Source organism: Azospirillum lipoferum 4B (assembly GCF_000283655.1).
Taxonomy (GTDB): Bacteria; Pseudomonadota; Alphaproteobacteria; order Azospirillales; family Azospirillaceae; genus Azospirillum; species Azospirillum lipoferum_C.
In genome coordinates this window covers 512,813-530,771 of record NC_016586.1, presented here as the reverse complement: position 1 = coordinate 530,771, position 17,959 = coordinate 512,813, and the positions used below count along the sequence as shown (strand labels likewise).

17 protein-coding genes are annotated in these 17,959 nt (G+C 67.5%); 12 read left to right on the top strand and 5 right to left on the bottom strand.

What is annotated here, in order from left to right:
- Positions 1-7: 7 nt before the first annotated feature.
- Positions 8-1,249, bottom strand: a complete 1,242-nt coding sequence (locus AZOLI_RS20620) for a polysaccharide pyruvyl transferase family protein (RefSeq protein WP_014189078.1) — start codon at positions 1,247-1,249, stop codon at positions 8-10.
- 739 nt (positions 1,250-1,988) lie between these two features.
- On the opposite strand from AZOLI_RS20620, the gene rpoH reads away from it, so the two are divergent.
- Positions 1,989-2,933, top strand: a complete 945-nt coding sequence (gene rpoH / locus AZOLI_RS20615; protein WP_014189077.1) for an RNA polymerase sigma factor RpoH — start codon at positions 1,989-1,991, stop codon at positions 2,931-2,933.
- Positions 2,934-3,021: 88 nt separating this feature from the next.
- Here the strand turns inward: rpoH and hypA are convergent, their stop codons facing one another.
- Entirely contained in the window at positions 3,022-3,363 is a 342-nt protein-coding gene (hypA, locus tag AZOLI_RS20610) for a hydrogenase maturation nickel metallochaperone HypA (protein ID WP_014189076.1), read from the bottom strand.
- Positions 3,364-3,928: 565 nt separating this feature from the next.
- Here hypA and AZOLI_RS20605 point away from each other — a divergent pair.
- The 10 genes from AZOLI_RS20605 to AZOLI_RS20560 all read left to right on the top strand — a co-directional run bounded on the left by AZOLI_RS20605 (position 3,929) and on the right by AZOLI_RS20560 (position 13,123).
- On the top strand, positions 3,929-4,405 hold the full coding sequence (locus AZOLI_RS20605) for a 4Fe-4S dicluster domain-containing protein (RefSeq protein ID WP_044552276.1): 477 nt from the start codon (positions 3,929-3,931) through the stop codon (positions 4,403-4,405).
- A gap of 2 nt (positions 4,406-4,407) precedes the next feature.
- On the top strand, positions 4,408-6,213 hold the full coding sequence (locus AZOLI_RS20600; protein WP_014189075.1) for an aldehyde ferredoxin oxidoreductase family protein: 1,806 nt from the start codon (positions 4,408-4,410) through the stop codon (positions 6,211-6,213).
- 71 nt (positions 6,214-6,284) lie between these two features.
- Positions 6,285-6,557 (top strand): ubiquitin-like small modifier protein 1, encoded by a 273-nt coding sequence (locus AZOLI_RS20595; RefSeq protein WP_014189074.1) that lies wholly within the window; start codon positions 6,285-6,287, stop codon positions 6,555-6,557.
- 14 nt (positions 6,558-6,571) lie between these two features.
- On the top strand, positions 6,572-8,422 hold the full coding sequence (locus AZOLI_RS20590) for an NADH-quinone oxidoreductase subunit 5 family protein (RefSeq protein ID WP_014189073.1): 1,851 nt from the start codon (positions 6,572-6,574) through the stop codon (positions 8,420-8,422).
- A 21-nt stretch (positions 8,423-8,443) separates the two neighbouring features.
- The gene (locus tag AZOLI_RS20585; protein ID WP_014189072.1) at positions 8,444-9,637 is read left to right on the top strand and encodes a proton-conducting transporter transmembrane domain-containing protein; all 1,194 of its coding nucleotides are present in this window, start codon (positions 8,444-8,446) and stop codon (positions 9,635-9,637) included.
- Positions 9,634-10,113 carry an NADH-quinone oxidoreductase subunit B family protein gene (locus AZOLI_RS20580; RefSeq protein WP_014189071.1) on the top strand — a complete coding sequence of 160 codons (480 nt, stop codon included), beginning with the start codon at positions 9,634-9,636 and terminating at the stop codon, positions 10,111-10,113. The genes AZOLI_RS20585 and AZOLI_RS20580 overlap by 4 nt, the downstream gene beginning before the upstream one ends.
- A complete protein-coding gene (locus AZOLI_RS20575; protein ID WP_014189070.1) occupies positions 10,110-11,018 on the top strand; it encodes a respiratory chain complex I subunit 1 family protein in 909 nt (302 codons plus the stop codon). The genes AZOLI_RS20580 and AZOLI_RS20575 overlap by 4 nt, the downstream gene beginning before the upstream one ends.
- A 13-nt stretch (positions 11,019-11,031) precedes the next feature.
- Positions 11,032-11,556 (top strand): 4Fe-4S dicluster domain-containing protein, encoded by a 525-nt coding sequence (locus AZOLI_RS20570; protein WP_014189069.1) that lies wholly within the window; start codon positions 11,032-11,034, stop codon positions 11,554-11,556.
- A complete protein-coding gene (locus AZOLI_RS20565) occupies positions 11,546-12,031 on the top strand; it encodes an NADH-quinone oxidoreductase subunit C (RefSeq protein WP_014189068.1) in 486 nt (161 codons plus the stop codon). The genes AZOLI_RS20570 and AZOLI_RS20565 overlap by 11 nt, the downstream gene beginning before the upstream one ends.
- A 12-nt stretch (positions 12,032-12,043) precedes the next feature.
- Positions 12,044-13,123: a hydrogenase large subunit gene (locus tag AZOLI_RS20560; protein WP_014189067.1), complete on the top strand. Its 1,080-nt coding sequence runs from the start codon at positions 12,044-12,046 to the stop codon at positions 13,121-13,123.
- A 25-nt stretch (positions 13,124-13,148) separates the two neighbouring features.
- Here the strand turns inward: AZOLI_RS20560 and AZOLI_RS20555 are convergent, their stop codons facing one another.
- Complete coding sequence (locus AZOLI_RS20555; RefSeq protein ID WP_014189066.1) at positions 13,149-14,663, bottom strand: PLP-dependent aminotransferase family protein; 1,515 nt, start codon at positions 14,661-14,663, stop codon at positions 13,149-13,151.
- A gap of 60 nt (positions 14,664-14,723) precedes the next feature.
- The gene (gene ccoG, locus AZOLI_RS20550; RefSeq protein ID WP_014189065.1) at positions 14,724-16,202 is read right to left on the bottom strand and encodes a cytochrome c oxidase accessory protein CcoG; all 1,479 of its coding nucleotides are present in this window, start codon (positions 16,200-16,202) and stop codon (positions 14,724-14,726) included.
- 326 nt (positions 16,203-16,528) lie between these two features.
- Here ccoG and AZOLI_RS20545 point away from each other — a divergent pair, with 326 nt between their 5' ends.
- The gene (locus tag AZOLI_RS20545; RefSeq protein ID WP_044552269.1) at positions 16,529-16,870 is read left to right on the top strand and encodes a DUF1289 domain-containing protein; all 342 of its coding nucleotides are present in this window, start codon (positions 16,529-16,531) and stop codon (positions 16,868-16,870) included.
- 98 nt (positions 16,871-16,968) lie between these two features.
- On the opposite strand, the gene AZOLI_RS20540 is transcribed toward AZOLI_RS20545, so the two are convergent.
- Positions 16,969-17,823: a transporter substrate-binding domain-containing protein gene (locus AZOLI_RS20540; RefSeq protein WP_014189062.1), complete on the bottom strand. Its 855-nt coding sequence runs from the start codon at positions 17,821-17,823 to the stop codon at positions 16,969-16,971.
- Between the last annotated feature and the right edge of the window lie 136 nt (positions 17,824-17,959).

Below are 17,959 nucleotides of genomic sequence, written 5' to 3'. Positions count from 1 at the left end.
GCCGGCGTCACTTGCCGGCGGCGATGGACTTCAGGAAGGGGGCCGGCTGCAGCCGGTTGGCGACCAGGAAGTCCAGGTAGCGGGTGGCCGACTCCGCGCGGTGGTGATCGTAGGCGTCGGGATCGAAGGCGATCAATGACTTCAGCCGGTTGCGGGTCAGCGGCGCCGTCAGGTCGGCGGCATCGGCATAGGGAACGCCGGTGTTTTCGCACAACTCGCGCGTGCGGGAATCGATGGTCACCGTCAGCCCCATCCGTTCGGCCTGGATCGCCAGGGCGACGCCGTGATAGCGGCAGCCGATGGTCAGATCCTGCTGGCGCAGGGTGTCCATCCAGGCCGGCACGTCATAGTAGGAGCGCATGTAATTGCGGCACCAGGCCTTGAACTCCTCGAAGGAGTAATGCGGCACGGTGTGGCGGTGGATTTCCTTCAGCGCATGGGCGTCGATGCCGTCGAACAGGCCGCGCGAGGCCTTGATCATCTCGCCCATCGACTGGACGATGTACTGGCCCGGCGCGATGGGGTCCATCATCAGGGCGATCAGCTGGTGTTCGATCTCCCGCGTCTTGCCCCAGGCCTGATGGCCGCCGGCCACCGTGATCGAGCGCGGCAGGTCGAGAGCCGACCAGTGCGCGTGGATCTTCCGCCCCAGCCCCGGCGCCTGGTTCAGGAAATGCGACGGGCAGCCGCCCGGCAGGGAGCCGGTGATGCCGAGCTTGTCCAACTGCGCGGTGGTGTAGGCGCCGCGGGTGTAGATGTTGGGCGAGGCCGCCGAGGACGGGTTCGACGCCGCGATCACCTGGGCCCAGCGCAGCGTGCCGGGGCTGAGTTCGATGTCGTGGTCATAGCTGTTCGCCTGGGCGCCGAGGCCAATGGCGACGATCGGCAGGCCCGACTTTTCCAGATTCTCCGCCATCTGCCCGTAATCGGTGTGGCGGCCCAGCTGGTTGGCGCAGGGGATGACGATGATGTCGGCATTGTTCCGCAGCGTCTCGGCCGAGGATCCCCAGCTGAAATGCTTCACCGGATTGGTGATGTGGCTGCAGATCGAATGCACGAAGGCGAGGTTGCCGTTGTTGTGGCCGATGCCGTTGTACAGGTCGTCGAATGCGGCGTTCGAATACAGGCCGAGATTCGGCGTCTTCCACAACACCGCGACGCGCAGAGGCTGGGACGACGCACGCCCGGACCCTTGTCCGGAGGAGTGCGGCCGGTCGACAGGAGTATCGATGACGATGTCTTCAAGCATGTCGGCTCTAGCCTCGGGTCGGTGGATGCTGGAAATGAACCGACCGTATGCGCAGAAGATGTAAGACTGCAAGTGACATCCGAAAAATAACACAAAGAGAAAAATCGCAGACTATACATTTAATTTCTATACAAAATGGGGTGTGTGTGGATTTTTTGCCGGAATGATGCGGGATATCTTGTGATGATTCATGAAAATGATTCGAAATTCGAATGAAGTTCCTGTGGCGCCATGTGGAGGCATGGTGCCAGAGCGATGGGCTTGAAACCGGCGAAGCGTCGTCCTATTTCAGGCGAAGTTCCCGCCAAATCAGACGCGGGTCAAAGCGTAAGATAAGGTGCCAGGAAAATTCGCCTGGGCGCCCCTTTAATCCGTTGCCGAAATTCCTATATAGAGTTCGTTGCGCCGTTGAACGCGCCGGCCCCTGCAGGATGGTTTCCTCTTTTGTGATCGATCCGTTCCCTTCGGTTCGGCTGCGCTGAACGGCGTGGCCCTGCCTCTCCTCTCCGGCCCCGTGGCGTGCCGGCTGCCGCGATCCTTCCCCGGTCGCGGCGCTGCCCGCGGGGCTGGAGAGGACCCCTTCACGATCCGGCACCGCCCCGGTGCACGCCGTCCGGCAGCGTCGAATGCCGGCAACGCAATAAACAAACAAACCCAACGTCAACAGGACCGACCCGGACGGCGCGGGGGGCAATCCCCTGTGGCGCCGTTTCCGTCGGCTGGGAGAGACAGAGACACCATGCAGCGAGACGCCGAGACCCATACCGTTCAAACCCGCGCCACCCAACCCCGTGCAGCAGAACCCCGTACCGCCGAACCGATGCAGCTCTATCTGCAGGATGCCCGCAAGTACCAGTACCTGACACCCGAGCGGGAGCATGAGCTGACCGTCCGCTGGCACGACCACCAGGACCCGGCGGCACTCGACCAGCTGGTCGGCAGCCATCTGCGGCTCGTCGTCAAGATGGCCCGCGGCTATCTCGGCTATGGCCTGCCGCTGGCCGATCTGGTGGCGGAAGGCAATGTGGGCGTGATGCAGGCGGCGCAGAAGTTCGATCCTTCCAAGGGCTTCCGCTTCGCCACCTATGCGTCCTGGTGGGTGCGTGCGGCGATCCAGGAATATGTCCTGCACAACTGGTCGCTGGTGAAGATCGGCACCACGGCCGGCCAGAAGAAGCTGTTCTTCAGCCTGCGCCGCCTGAAGGCGCGGATGCAGGAACTGGAGAGCGGCGACCTGTCGCCGGACGCGGTGGAGAGCATCGCGACCGAGCTGAACGTGTCGAAGGCAGAGGTGGTGGAGATGAACCGCCGCCTGGGCAACGACCGTTCGCTGAATGTCGGGCTGTCGGAAGACGGCGACGCCGAATGGCTGGACCTGCTGGCCGACGACCGGCCCGACCAGGAAACGACGCTTGCCGATTCGGAGGAACGGCGTCGGCGCCAGCAGTTCCTGAAGCTGGGACTGGGCGTGCTGGACGACCGCGAGCGGCGGATCCTGGTCGCCCGCCGCCTGCGTGACGAGCCGCTGACGCTGGAGGAGTTGAGCCAGACCTTCCATGTCTCGCGCGAGCGCGTCCGGCAGCTGGAGGTGCGTGCCTTCGAGAAGCTCCAGAAGGCGGTGATCGCCAACGCCCGGACGGAGCAGGTGGCGATGGAGAAGAACCGCCTGCTGTCCCGCGCCTGATCGCGCGGGGTTCGAACCTGTCGTCTCGAATTTGAGTGCCCTGGGGCGCGGCTTTCAAAAGGCCGCGCCTTTTTCTTGTCCGGATTCCTCACTCCCCCTCGAACGACACCACCCGCATGTCGCGGCCGGCCAAGAGGGTGCGGTCATGGCCACCGCAGGCGGGGCAGGGGGAGATCAGCGTTTCCGGGGAGAAGTCGGTGCCGCAGCCGGCACAGCGGGCCTTCAGCGCGATGCGGTTGACGGCGAGCTCCGCCTCCGCCGCGGCCGTGCCCTCCGTCACGATGGGAAAGCAGAACAGCAGGGCGTCCGGATCGATGGCGGAGGCCACGCCGATATCGACCGTCACGCGGGTGACCCGGTGCAATCCCTCACGGCGGGCGCTTTCCGCCACCATTGCGACGATGCTTTCGCACAGCGACAGTTCATGCATCGGTAACTTTTCCTTCAGCGTCCTGAATTACTTCGCGAGAATGACCGGCCGCCAATTGTATCAAGTCTTCACCGCAAACGCTGTGTACGCTTTGATGTAAATCATATCGGAGCATGCAAAGCCGTGTTAAAGCTGGCATGTCTGTTCCAAAGATTGCCAGACCCGCCTTCCAGACCAAGTCGCCAGACGGGCCCTATGTTTCCCCGATCATAGCGGGCCAAGATTATGAACGACAAGACAGCGCAGAGTCTTCTCTTCTCCGACCTTCCCCTCCGCGGGATGGAGCCGGTCATCGCCGGCTGCCATCCGCCCTGAGCCGGGATCCGTCCTGACGGACCGGCACCGTCCCCGGACCGGTCCACAACGGACTCCACCCGCGCATCCCGTGCGCCGCTTGTCGGCGCCGTCCCTGTCGACGCAATAGGACCGCCCGTCATCGGGGCGGCCGTCCGCGTTGCGTGCGGGGGGTGCGGGACCATCCGGGGGCATCCCAGAGCCGGACGCGCAAGAACGGCCGCCCACCGCAAGCGGCGCCCGCGTCACGGTATCGAGGAGGTCATCGACCATGAGCATGATGCTGATGATCCATCCGGACAAATGCACCGGATGCCGTAACTGCGAACTGGCTTGCTCCATGGAGCATGAGGGGAGCTTTCGCCCGAAAGCCTCCCGCATCCATGTCTATACGTGGGAGCGCGAAGGCTTCTCCGTTCCCATGATGTGCCAGCAGTGCAAGGATCCCGCCTGCGTTGCCGTCTGCATGCCCAAGGCCATGCACCGCAACCCGGCGAACGGGCAGGTGGAGCTGGATGCAGATAAGTGCATCGGCTGCAAGATGTGCGTCCAGGCCTGCCCCTTCGGCTGCGCCTCCTGGGATTTCCAGGGCCTGCAGATCCTGAAATGCGACACCTGCGACGGTGCGCCGTCCTGCGCGGCGATCTGCCCCACCCACGCGCTCGAATGGGTCGAGGACACCGTCTCGGCGCAGGCGCGCAAGCGCTCCTTCGCCGCCAAGCTCAAGAACGCCTTCGCGGAGGTCTGATCATGCATGGCTGGATTGGAAAAATCCTTCGGGTCGATCTCGGCACCGGCAAGATCACGACCGAAGCGCTGAAGCCCGACCTGGCGCGCGATTACATCGGCGCCCGCGGGCTGGGCACGAAGTACATGTATGACGAGGTCGATCCCACGGTGGATCCGCTGTCGCCGGCGAACAAGCTGATCTTCGCCTCCGGGCCGATGACCGGCACCTTCGCGCCGTCGGCCGGGCGCTACGACGTCGTCACCAAGGGGCCGCTGACCGGCACCATCGCCGCCTCGAACTCCGGCGGGGCCTGGGGGCCGGAGCTGAAATACGCCGGCTACGACATGCTGATCCTGGAAGGCCGCGCGGCCAAGCCGGTCTATCTGTGGATCCAGGACGACAAGGTGGAGATCCGCGACGCCGCACACCTGTGGGGCAAGGACGTGCCGGAGACCACCGAGGCGCTGAACGAGGAGACGGCGGCCGACGCCAAGATCGCCTGCATCGGACCGGCGGGCGAAAAGCTGTCCTACATCGCCTCGATCATGAACGACATGCAGCGCGCCGCCGGCCGCACCGGCGTCGGCGCGGTGATGGGATCGAAGAACCTGAAGGCGGTGGTGGTGCGCGGCACCGGCGCCGTGACCGTCGCCGACAAGGAGGCCTTCCTGGCCGCGGTCGCCAAGGCCAGCACCATGATCAAGGAGCATCCGGTCGGCGGCACCGGCTTGCGGCTCTACGGCACCAACGTGCTGGTCAACATCCTGAATTCGGTGGGCGGGCTGCCGACCGGCAACTTCCAGGACGGCCATTTCCCGACCGCCGACAAGGTGGGCGGCGAAACGCTGGCGGCCAACCAGCTGCAGCGGCCGAAGGGCTGCTTCTCCTGCATCATCTCCTGCGGCCGCGCCACCAAGGTCACCAACCCCAAATACAAGGGCGAGGGCGAGGGGCCGGAGTACGAGACCGCCTGGGGCTTCGGTCCGGACTGCCGGATCGACGATCTGGATGCGGTGATCAAGGCCAACTATTATTGCAACGAATACGGCCTCGACACCATCTCCATGGGCGGAACGGTCGCCTGTGCGATGGAACTGTTCAACCGCGGTATCATCACGCTCGAAGACACCGAAGGGCTGGAACTGGACTTCGGCAACGCCGACGCGATGGTGGAGGCGGTGCGGCTGACCGGTCTCGGCCAGGGCTTCGGCAAGAAGCTGGCGCTGGGCTCCTACCGGCTGGCGAGCCTCTACGGCCATCCGGAACTGTCGATGACCGTCAAGAAGCAGGAGATGCCGGCCTATGACCCGCGCGCGGTGCAGGGCATCGGCCTGAACTATGCCACCAACAACCGCGGCGGCTGCCATGTCCGCGGCTATACCATCAGCCCGGAAGTGCTGGGCGTGCCGGTGAAGGTCGACAAGGACAGCATCGACGGCAAGGCCGAACTGGTGGCCCTGTTCCAGAACCTGACGGCGGCGCTGGATTCGACCGGCTCCTGCCTGTTCACCACCTTCGGCATCGGTGCGCCGGAATTCGCCGAGCTGATGACGGCGCTGACCGGCTTCGCCTACACCGGCGACAGCTTCATCGAAGCCGGCGAACGGGTCTGGAACCTGGAGCGGCTGTGGAACCTGAAGTCCGGTCTGACCGCCGCCGACGACACCCTGCCGCCGCGCCTGCTCAATGAGCCGATCGTGACCGGCGCATCGAAGGGGGCGGTCAGCCGCCTGCCGGAAATGCTGCCGCTCTATTACGGTGCCCGCGGCTGGGACGCCCAAGGCGTTCCGACCAAGGAGAAGCTGAGCGCCCTGGCGCTGGCCTGATCCCACCGGTTCGCCGCCGCGCCCCTGCGGCGGCGGACCGGCTGTGATCGAGGCAGGAAGGCAGCTGTGCCATGAAAGTCTCCTATTTCGCGCTTCTGCGCGAAGCCACAAAGAAACGCAGCGAGATCCGGGAGCGGCCGGCGGCCACCGTCCGCGATCTGCTGAACGATCTGGTCGCCGAATACGGTCCCAATTTCGCCCGCTGGATCATGAAGGACGGTGAACTGGCCGGCTTCGCCATCGTCCTGGTCAATGGCCAGGACGTGCGCGGCCTGCAAGGGCTGGACACGCCGCTGACCCCGGATTCCGACGTCTTCATCTTTCCGCCGCTGGCCGGCGGCTGAGAAAGGGGCGAGCCATGACCTTTGTAACGCTCCCCATTCTTCTTCTGCTTGTCGGCTTCGTCCTGCAGCTGCTGCTTGCCCGGCTGCTGACGCCGGTCGGCAAGGGCGTGCTTGCGACCGCGGCGGTCTTCGCCTCCTTCCTCGCCACGCTGCCGCTGGTGCCGGCCGGCATGGCCGGCATCGCGATGGAGGCCCCGCTGCTGCCGGTGTGGGACGGGCCGTTCTCCCTCGCTCTGCGCATCGACGGGCTCGGGCTCCTGTTCATGCTGATGGGCACCGGCATCGGCGCCGCCATCCTGCTTTTCTCCGTCCGCTACATGGAACATGAAGAGCAGGGCACGACGCGCTTCTACGCGATCATGCTGGTCTTCATCGCCGGGCTGCTGCTGCTGGCGAGCGCTGCCGACATGCTGGGCGCCTATATGGCGTGGGAGGTGATCGGGCTGTGTTCCTACAGTCTGGTCGGCTTCTGGTACCGGCAGAGGGCGGCGACCGACGGCGCCCGCAAGGTGCTGGTCATCACCCATCTGGCGGGCTATGGCTTCCTGATCGGGCTGGTGCTGGTCTATTCCCGCGCCGGCACGCTGGTCTGGACCGATCCGGCCGTCGCCACCGCCTTCACCTCCGGCGTCGCGGCGCTGTTCATCGTCGCGGCGATGGCGAAGTCGGTGATGTTCCCGCTGCACACCTGGATTCCGGAGGCGATGAACGCCCCGACCCCGGTGTCGGCGCTGCTGCATTCCGCCTGCTACGTCAAGGCAGGCGTCTATCTGATCGCCCGCATGTATGTGATCGGCGATGGGCAGTGGCAGGCCGCGCTGGAGGTGCCGCTGCTGGCGGTCGGTTGCGTCACCATCCTGGTCGGCGTCATCTTCGCCATGGCGCAGACCGACCTGAAGCGGCTGCTGGCCTTCCACACCGTCAGCCAGCTCGGCTACATAGTCGTCGGGTTGGCGCTCGGCACCGATCTCGGGCTGGCGGCCGGGCTGTTCTATTGCCTGAGCCATGCGCTGTTCAAGGGCACGCTGTTCATGTGCGCCGGCGCCATACAGCACGCCACCGGCACCCGCGACCTGCGGGAGTTGGGCGGGCTCGCCACCGCGATGCCGGGGACGGCGAAGGTGTGGATCGTCGCCGCCGCCTCCATCGCCGGCGTGCCGCTGACCAACGGCTTCGTCGCCAAATGGCTGCTGTTCGGCGCAGCGCTCGACAAGGGGCTGCTGCTGGTGGTGCTGGTCGGCTGGATCGGCAGCATCCTGACCGCCTTCTCCTTCCTGAAGGCCACCGTCAACGCCTTTTACGGCGTGCCGTCCAAGGCGCTGCTCGGCAAGCACATCCACGAGGCGTCGCCCAGCATGCTGGCCGGCATGGGTTCCATGGCCGGGCTGTGCCTGGTCTTCGGGCTGGCGCCGCAGCTGCTGATGGTGCCGGTGGTGGCGCCGGCCGTGCGCTCGCTCGGTTTCGACTGGGCGGTGCAGATGAGCTGGCTCGGCATCCTGACCGACCGCGGCAGCATCGCGATGACCGTCGGCGGCGTGGTGGTGCTGGCATCGGCCATGCTGGGACTGCTGGTCTACCGGCTGGCCCATGCGCCGGCCCCCGGGCTGGTCTCGGTCTATTCCGGCGGCGAGCCGCTGCCGGCCGGCGACCGGCCCGGCGCGGTCGACTTCGCCGAGATTGCCGAACACGCCTTCCATCCCGTCTATTCGCTCGATCCCGATCCCGCCTACCTGCGGATCTGGCGCAGCCTGACCCGTGTGGCCGGTGCGGCGCAGACCGCGTCAGGTGCCGCTTTCGAGGATCGTCCGCTCCTGGCCATCGGTCTCGTCGCGGTCGCGGCGCTGGCCGGCGTGTGGCTGGTCTGAGCGCAGCCGGAGGCATCCATCATGGACATGGTGCTGATCCCCCTCTTTCTGGCAATCGCGCTCGGCGTCGGCCTCTATGCCCGCGTGATCCCGCAGGGGAATGGCGGATGGTGGCGCTTCGCCGCCGCCACCGTCGCCCTGGCGGTCGCCGCCCGGCTGGCCGGCCATGGTTGGGCCGCCACCCTGCTGGCCTCAGCCGCCGAGTTCCTGGCGGTGGGCATGGTGTGGAGCGGCGGGACCGCAGAGGCCCGCGCCGCCGCCCGCCAATATCTGACCGCGGTCGCTCTCGCCGCCCTGTGCGGCTGGACGGCGCTGGCGGTGATCCAGCTTGGCGCGGTGCGCCCGGCCGCGCCCTGGGACAGGCTGGCGGTGGCGTTGCTGCTGGTCAGCGTGGCGCTGAAGCTTGGTCTGGTGCCGGTCTATTTCTGGCTGCCGGCGGTGGCCCGCGCGTCTTCGGCGATGACGACGGCGCTGATCGTCGCGGTGGTCGATGTCGGCGCCTTCTGCGAACTGCTGGCCCTGCGTGACGTAGCGCCGTGGATCTTCGTGGATTTCGCGCCGCTGTGGATCGGGCTGGCGGTGCTGTCGCTGCTGGGGGCGGCGCTGCTGGCGTTGGCCCAGCGGGAGCTGAAGCCGATGCTGGCCTTCTCCTCCATCGACGACATGGGTTATCTGCTGCTTGGGCTGGTGGCCGGCGGGGCGGACGGCATGGCCGGGGCGTGGTTCGGCATCCTCGGCCATGCGATGGGCAAGATCGTGCTGTTCGGCGCGGTCGGGGCGGCGGAATGGCATCTCGGCCGGGCGGTGACGCTGGACGACCGCGGCCTGTCCACCCCGCTGCCGGTGGCCAGCGCCGCCTTCATGCTGGGGGCGCTGGGCTTCATCGGCATTCCGCCGACGCTGGGCTTCATCGGGCATTGGCGGCTTTATCTGGCGGGGGCGGAGTTGGGCGGGCCGCTGCTGCTGGCCGTGCTCTACGCGTCGTCGGCCATGGCGCTCCTCTGCTATGTCCGCGCCATCCACCGGGTGTGGCTGGGGCCAGTGGAGGCGCCGGTCGCGGGGCGGCCCCTGCCGCGTGCCGCAGCCCTGGTGCTGCTGGCCTTCGCCATCGCCCCGGTGCTGTTCGGGCTGGCTCCCAACGGGCTTCGTCCTGCGGCCGAGCCGCATCCCCATGTTGCCGCACTGCCGACTGAAACGGCAGGAGGTGTGAAATGAACCTGATCGAACGGGTCATCGCGATCTCGCGCCGCCGGTCGCCCTGGATCTGCCGGTTGAATGCCGGGTCCTGCAACGGCTGCGACATCGAGATCACGCCGCTGCTGAGTCCGCGCTACGATGCCGAACAGCTGGGGGTCGAGCTGCACGGCACGCCCAAGCATGCGGACATCGTGCTGATCTCCGGCACGCTGACGCTGCGGTCGCGCGAGGCGATCCTCGACATCTACGCGCAGGTGCCCAATCCGAAGGCGGTGGTGGCGCTGGGGTCCTGCCCGGCATCCGGCAACGTCTTCGCCGGCAGTCCGCTGGTGCTGAGCGAGTCCTTGGACAGCGTCGTTCCGGTCGATGTTTGGGTGCCCGGCTGCCCGCCGCGGCCGCAGGCCATCCTCGACGGCATCGCCCGCGCCGCCACGCTGCTGGAGGACGGCGCCACCAAGAGCCAGCTGGAAAGCCGGCGGGGGAGGCTGTCATGAACGCCGTCTGGTCCTATCTGGTCGCCTTCGTCGTCTGGCCGGGACTGCTGCTCGCCGCCCCGCTGGGATGGCTGGAGCTGTGGTTCATGCGCAAGCTGGTGGCGCGGCTGCAGGGGCGGCAGGGACCGCCCTTCTTCCAGCCCTTCTTCGACTTCATGAAGCTGCTGGGCAAGGAGACGGTGATCCCCCGCGGCGTCAACCGCGGCATCTTCCTGGCTCTGCCGGTGGTGTCGCTGGCTTCGGTGACGGCTGCGCTTGCCATCGTGCCGCTGCCCGGCAACCCGGCGCCGTCGCTGCCGGGCGACGTCGTGCTGCTGCTGTACCTGATGGAGGTGCCGATCCTGTGCGAGGTGCTGGCCGGCTATGTCAGCCGCTCCATCTACGGGCAGGTCGCGGCGATGCGCGAGGCGCTGCTGTCGCTGGCCTACAACCTTCCCTTCCTGGTCGCCATCATCGCCATGGCACAGGAGGCCGGAAGCTTCCAGATGAGCGCGCTGCAGGCCGCCCCTTATGGTCTTGTCCATCTGCTGGCGGCACTGACCTTCCTGCTGGCGCTGCCGGCGCGGATGAAGCTGAACCCCTTCTCCATCGCCAATGCCGAGCATGAGATCGTTGCCGACAGCCATATCGAATACAGCGGCCCGCCGCTGGCCCTGTTCAAGCTGTCGCATGCCGTCGAGCTGGTTCTGCTGACCGAGCTGTTCGCCGTGGTCTTCATTCCGGCCACGCCCTGGCCGCTGGTCAACCTGCTGGTCTATCTGGCGGCGGGCGTCGCGGTGCTGGGCGGGGTGACGCTGTTGGCGACCGCCACGGCGCGGCTGCGGCTGACTCAGGCCTTCCGCTTTTACTGGGTCTGGGGCGGGCTGGCGTCGGCGGTCACCCTGGCCGCGACGCTGGTCCGCTGAGGAGGACTCCACCATGGCCATGCTGAAAACCATCCTCGGCAACCTGCTGCGCCCCCCGCGCACCCGGGGTCCTGCCGACATGCCGGAGGTGCCGCCGGTCTACCGGGGCGCGCTGGCCCATGACGCCACGCGCTGCACCGCCTGCGGCACCTGCGCCTTCGTCTGCGCGCCGAAGGCCATCACCTTCACCCAGGATCCCGGCGTATCGGTGTCCTGGCATTTCTTCATCGGACAATGCTCCTTCTGCGGGTTGTGCGCGCAGAACTGCCCGACGCGGGCGATCAGCCTGGAGGCCGATGCGCCCGGTGCGATGAACAGCGCGGCCGGCGACGGGCTGCGGCTGGAAAGCGTCATCCGGCTGCAGCCCTGCACCCGCTGCGGTGCCGCCCATGTGCCGCTGCCGGATGCGGTCATGGAGGCGCTTTGGGGCGTGGGGGAGGCCGAGCGCGGCTATTGCCCGGAGTGCAGGCGCCGGGCGGCGAGCGAGAAGTTGCGCACCGCCTTCGTTCCGGTGGAGGAGGCCCATCATGACCGCTGACCGCAATCCCCGCCGGCTTGCCGATGCGCTGCAGGCCATCCCCGGCGTCCGCAGCGTCGTCGAGCGCGACGGCGCCCTGTGGGCCGATGCCCCGCTGCTGGAGGTGGAGGCGATGGCCGCCGCCATGGCGGAGCTCGGCATCCGGCTCGGCACCGTCACCGCCATCCCGCATGCCGGGGACGCCGAATCGACGGTGATCTACCACTACATCGACGAGCATCGCGTCATCAACGTGAAGACCTGCACCCGCAACGGCGCGCTCGCGTCGCTGGCGCCGACCGTCCGCGCGGCGTCCTGGGCGGAGCGGGAAATCCGCGACCTGTTCGCGGTGGAGTTTCCCGGCCATCCCAACCCGGTGCCGCTGATCCGGCCCGACGGCATCGACACAGCCACCCTGCGCGAAGCGATGTGCCGCCCGGCGGAGGTCGCGCGCAAGCCCGTTTCGCCGCTCGCGACCAACCCGGCCCGTTCCTAGGAGTTTCCGGCCATGCCCTACAGCTTTCCGCTCGGCCCCTATCACCCGGCGCTGGAGGAACCCTTCAAGGTCAAGGTCCAGTGCCGCGGCGAAGTCATCGACAGCGCCACCGTCGAGGTCGGCTTCAGCTTCCGCGGCATCGAGCTGCTGGCGCAGAAGCGCAATTGGGTCGAGGTCATCACCCTGATCGAGCGTGTCTGCGGCATCTGTTCCAACACCCATGCCATGACCTTCTGCATGGCGGCGGAGACCATCGCCGGGATCGAGATACCCAAGCGCGCCGCCCACATCCGCACCATCATCGCCGAGCTGGAGCGGTTGCACTCCCATCTGCTGTGGGCCGGGGTGGGGGCGGAGGACATCGGCTTCCATTCCCTGTTCATGGAGGTGTTCACGCTTCGCGAGCTGGTGATGGACACGCTGGAGGCGATCAGCGGCAACCGGGTCAATTACGGCATGAACTGCATCGGCGGCGTCCTTCGCGACATCCCCGATCCCAAGCGGTATCTGCCGGCGCTCGACACCCTGTCGAAGGGGCTGGCGGAGATCGTCATCCCGACCTTCACCGAGAACCCGACGGCGCTCGCCCGCACCCGCGGCGTCGGCCGGCTGACGCGGGAGCAGGCGGTGGAATGGGCGGTGGTCGGTCCGGTCGCCCGCGCCTCCGGCCTCGACATCGACGTGCGCAAGGACCAGCCCTATCTGTCCTATGCCGATCTCGGCTTCGAAAGCATCGTCCGGCCGGAGGGCGACGTGCTGGCCCGTGTGGTGGTGCGGGCGCTGGAGATGGTGGAGAGCATCCGCCTGATCCGCGAGGCGCTGCTGTCCCTGCCGGCCGGGCCTTTGCGGGCGACGCAGGGATTGCCGGAGATTCCCACCGGCGAGGCCACCATCCGCACCGAGGCGCCGCGCGGCGAGGCCTTCTACTATGTTGCGTCGGAAGGCGGGGCCACCCCGGCGCGGGTGAAGATCCGGACGCCGTCCTTCGTGAACATTCCGGCCATCGAGGCGATGGTGGCGGGACAGCCGCTGGCCGACCTGTCGATCATCCAGGCCTCCGTCGATCCTTGCATTTCCTGCACCGACAGGTAGGGGGCCTTTCCGCCCTCGCCACCGTTCAGATCACGATGCCGGCCATGGCCGGGCTCTGCTCCAGCGTGTCGGTCAGGATCTCCAGCATGTGGCGGCAGTCCGCGCGGGTGACCGGGGCGCCAAGGCAGATGCGCAGAGCCTCCGGGGCGGGGCCGGCGGCGGTCAGGCCGGGAATATGGCCAGGAATTAGGAAGGTGTCGCTGACGGCGGCGGCGATGCCTCGGCTGCGCAGATGGGCGGCGAATTCCCCGCGCGTCCAGGCCGGCGGCAGGCCGAGCCACAGGTGGAAGCCCTCCGGATGGGCGGTCATCGCGGAGGATGGCAGCAGGTCGCGGGCCATGCGCTGGCGGATCGTTGCCTCGGCCCGGATGGCGGCGAGAAGGGCGTCGGCGGTGCCGTCGGCGATCCACCGGGTGGCGACCGCGGCGGGGATTGGCGGGGTGCCGAGCATGGTCGCCCGCTGGGCGGCGGCCAGCCGCATCGCCTGACGGGCATCCGGTGCGGCGACATAGGTGATGCGCAGGCCCGGCGCCACGCATTTCGCGAGACCGGTGACATGGAAGGCGATGTCGGGCGCCAGCGCCGCGATGGGCGGCGGCGCATCCTGCGGCAGCACGCCGTAGATGTCGTCCTCGATGACCGGAATGCCGTGTTCGCGGGCGATGGCGGCGATGGCGGCGCGCCGGTCCGTCGGCAGGGTCGCCGTCGTCGGGTTGTGCAGGGTAGGGGTGCAGTAGAGCGCCTTCGGCGCATGGGTCTCTACCGCGGCGCGCAGGGCGTCGGGATCGAGCCCGTTGCCGTCCATCGCCACCCCGACCACCCGCAGCCCCAGCTGCCCGGCGATGGCCTTGAAACCGGGATAGGTCAGCGCCTCGGTACAGACGGTGTCGCCGGGGCGGGCGAGCATGCTCAGCAAGGCCAGCAGGGCGCTTTGCGTGCCGGGGCAGACGACGAGCCGGCCGGCGTCGATGGCGCCGAGCCGCCGCGACAGCCAGTGCGCGCCCGCCGCGCGATCCTCCTCCAGGCCGCCGGCCGCGGTTGCGGTGTCGGGATAGCGCAGCAGCGACTGCGGATCGATCCGCTCCATCGCCTGGGCCAACCCCTGGCGCACGCGGTCCAGCAGTTCCGGCGCATCGGGCAGCGGCGGCTGGTTCATCGTCATGTCGATGATCGCAGACGGTGCCGTGGATTCGCGCCGGGCGGCGGTGGGGAGAGGAATGTGTGGGGTACGGCCCGCCCGGGTGCTGATGAAGGTGCTCTGGCCGACGCGGGCGTCGAGAAGCCCCCGGCGCCGCGCCTCGCCATAGGCCCGGCTGACCGTGGTCAGGTCCAGCCCCAGCCGGTCGGCGAGCGCGCGTTGCGGCGGCATCCGGTGCCCGGCCGCCAAGCGGCCGCTGCGGACATCGTCGGCGATGGCGTCGGCGATGGCGAGATAGACCGGCTTGTTGCGGTTCGCCAGATCGGGCTTCCAGATGACGGCGCCGGACTGTTCCGCCGGATCGGAGCCTTCGGCGGTCGGGGGCGGGATATCGGATTGCATGGACTGTCCTGACCGTTTCCTTGGCCTGCACCCTACGGCATTGTCCGCATCATAGGCCGGTTACGGGGCGAGGAACACGCTGTCGTGCCGAACCGGTTCGCCGGCCGGGTCGGGCGTCAGCGTGAATGCGAGCGGGGTGGAGGCGCCGGCCAGGGCCGATTGCGGCACGCGGACCTGGATGCGGTAGGTTTCCACCGCGTTGCCACGGGCCGAGAGGGGCAGTTCGCCGGCCTCGCCGCTTTCGCCGGACAGGGCGAGGCTGGCCTGCGGCAGGCCGGACAGGGTCAGGCGGTATTGCCGGTCCACCAGCGACATGTTGGCGATCTTGATGGTGTAGGCGTTCTGGATGCGCCCGTCGCTGAGCACCACGAACAGCGGAGCCCGGTCGCGCAGCACGGCGATGTCGTTGCTGGGCTTCAGCGCCAGGGCGATGGTCATCGCGCCGCCGACAACCACCAGCATCAGGCCATAGACGATGGTGCGCGGCCGCAGCAGGCGGAAGCGGGGCGGCGGGACCGCCGTGGCTTTCGCCGCTTGCGCCGTCAGGGTGTCGAAGCGGATCAGGTCGCCGGGCCGTCCTATGCGCGCCATCACGTCATTGCAGGCGTCGACGCACAGGCCGCAGCCGATGCATTCCATCTGGATGCCGTCGCGGATGTCGATGCCGGTCGGGCAGACCTGGACGCATTGGCCGCAATCGATGCAGTCGCCGAAACCCTTGTGGGTGCGGGTGTCCCACCCCTCGCTCTTGCGCAAGGGCGCACGGCCCTCGCCGCGCCAGTCCTGATAGGTGACGACCAGGCTGTCCTCGTCCAGCATGGCCGCCTGGATGCGCGGCCAGGGGCAGACGTAGAAGCACATCTGTTCACGCATGAAACCGGCCATCAGATAGGTGCAGCCGGCCATGAACAGGACGGAGCCGGCGGCCAGCGCCGGGGCGTCGAAGCGCAGCAGATCGACCGCCAGCGTCGGCGCGTCGGTCAGGTAGGCGATGCTGAGGAAGCCGGTGACGGCGGAGATCGCCAGCCATGCCGCATGCTTGACCGCCTTCTTCGCCAGCCAGCGCGCGGTCCAGGGGGCCTTGTCCAGCCGGATGCGGTCGGTGCGGTCGCCCTCCACCCGCCGTTCCACCCAGACGAACAGGTCGGTCCACACCGTCTGCGGGCAGGTGAAGCCGCACCAGACCCGGCCGCCCAGCGCGGTCGCCAGGAACAGGCCGATGGCGGCGATGATCATCACTCCGGTGATGTAATAGACATGTTGCGGCCACAGCTGGACCGCGAAGATATAGAAGCGCTGGCTGCCGAGATCGAACAGCACTGCCTGATCGGGCACGCCCGGCCCGCGGTCCCAGCGCAGGAAGGGCAGCAGGGCGAACAGCGCCAGCAGCACTGCGCCGAGCCCGGTCTTCATCTGCCGGTATCGCCCCCGCACCGATTTGGGATGGATCTTGCGGTGGGAGGCGTAGTCAGACTGCGGCTCTTTCGCGGCGGGAGAGCGGTTGGGGCGGCGGGTGAGGATCGGCGCATCGCTGGGCATGGGGCACCTGGCACGAAGGAACCGTCAGGCCACCGCATTCCGGCAAGGTGTATGGAGCGGCGGCCTCTCGGCGATGCGGTTTGTATGGGTTATTGATCGGATTGCGGCAAGCGGATTGTCGGCATTCTCTGCTCTGTAACGGATACCCGCGGTGGTTTGTCGCACCGGATGCGCGCGGGCATGCTCCGGAAATCCATACAATATCCAATGACCTGATGCTGCAGAACCATCATTGCATGGATGGCTGGGGTGCTTGCCCCGCCATTGCCGAAGGGGCATCCCGATGCACATTGTGCTCGCAGGGAAGCGATCATGCGACAGGGGCGATGAGCATCATCAAGTTGGGCGGCAGGAAATCGAAAGACGGCGCGGCGGCCAAGGACACCAGGAATCCCTGCATCGGGCTCTGCCGCTTCGGTGGACAGGGGGCATGCCTGGGCTGCCACCGCAGCAAGGCCGAGGTGAAGGGCTGGAAACGGCTTAGCGATACAGCCAAGGCAGCCATCAACGAGCGAATCAGGCAGGGGACACAGGCCGTGCCGGTGGCGAAAGCGGACGGCAAGGCGCCGCGCAAGCGCCTCCGCAAGCTCGACCGCAAGATCGGCAAGCTGGAAGCGAAGCTCGCCGCCCTGCGGGCCGAGCGCGACGCCATGGCGGGGTCGGACTGAGGCGGCGTCATTGGACGCCACCGCTGCACAGGCCGCACGTCACCCGGCCGGGGGCAGCGGCTCCCGGCCAAGCGACAGGCGTGCGAGCGGCTTCGGCGTCACTTCACCGAAACATCGTAGCCGAAATGCTGCTGGCTCAGCTTGGCGATGGTGCCGTCCTTGTTGGCCTCGGCAATCGCCTTGTCGAAGCGCGCCTTCAGGTCGGCATCGGCCTTGCGCAGGCCCACGCCCATGCCCTCACCCAGAACGCCGCGCGTCATCGTCGGGCCGACCAGCGTCATGCTGTCCTTGCCCATGCTGCGGATGATCGCCTCGATGGGAGAGCGGTCGCCGAAAATGGCATCCACCCGGCCGGAGGACAGGTCGATGGCGGCATTGTCGATCTTGTCGTAGCTGCGCACCGTCACGCCCGGCAGATGCTTTTCCAGGAAATCGACCTGGATGGTCGAAACCTGCACGCCCACGGCCTTGCCCTTCAGCAGTTCCGCCAGTTTGGCGAGAGCGGCCTTGCTGCCGGCCTCGTCGGCGAGGTCGATGCTGTCGGCACCGAAGGCGGCACCGTTCAGCTTGGAGGACTTCATGACGGCGAAGGTCGATTGTTCGGTGCCGTAGGGACCGGCGAAGGCGATGACCTTCTTGCGCTCGTCCGTGATGGTCATGCCGGCCATGATGGCGTCGATCTTGCCCTGCTGCAGCGACGGGATCATGCCGTCCCAGTCCTGGGCGATCAGCTCGCACTCCGCCGCCATGCGCTTGCACAGATCCCAGGCGAGGTCGATCTCGAAGCCGACCAGCTTGCCCGACGAATCCATGCCGTTCCACGGGGCGAAGGAGCCTTCCGACACGATGCGGATCTTTTTCGCGTCCTTGGCGGCGGCGGGGTGGTCCATGGTGACGCCGGCGGTCCCGGTCGCCAGCGCACCCAGCACCAGCGCCATAAGGATCTTCTTCATCGGCTTGTTCCTTCCATTCAATGTGCTGCCCGGCACCGGCTGTCCGCTCCCGTGCCGTCAGCGAAGCGCCCGGACTTTGGCACAGGCTTCCGCCGGTCGTCACCCCCGCGATGGCGGGAAGCCCTGCGTTTCCATG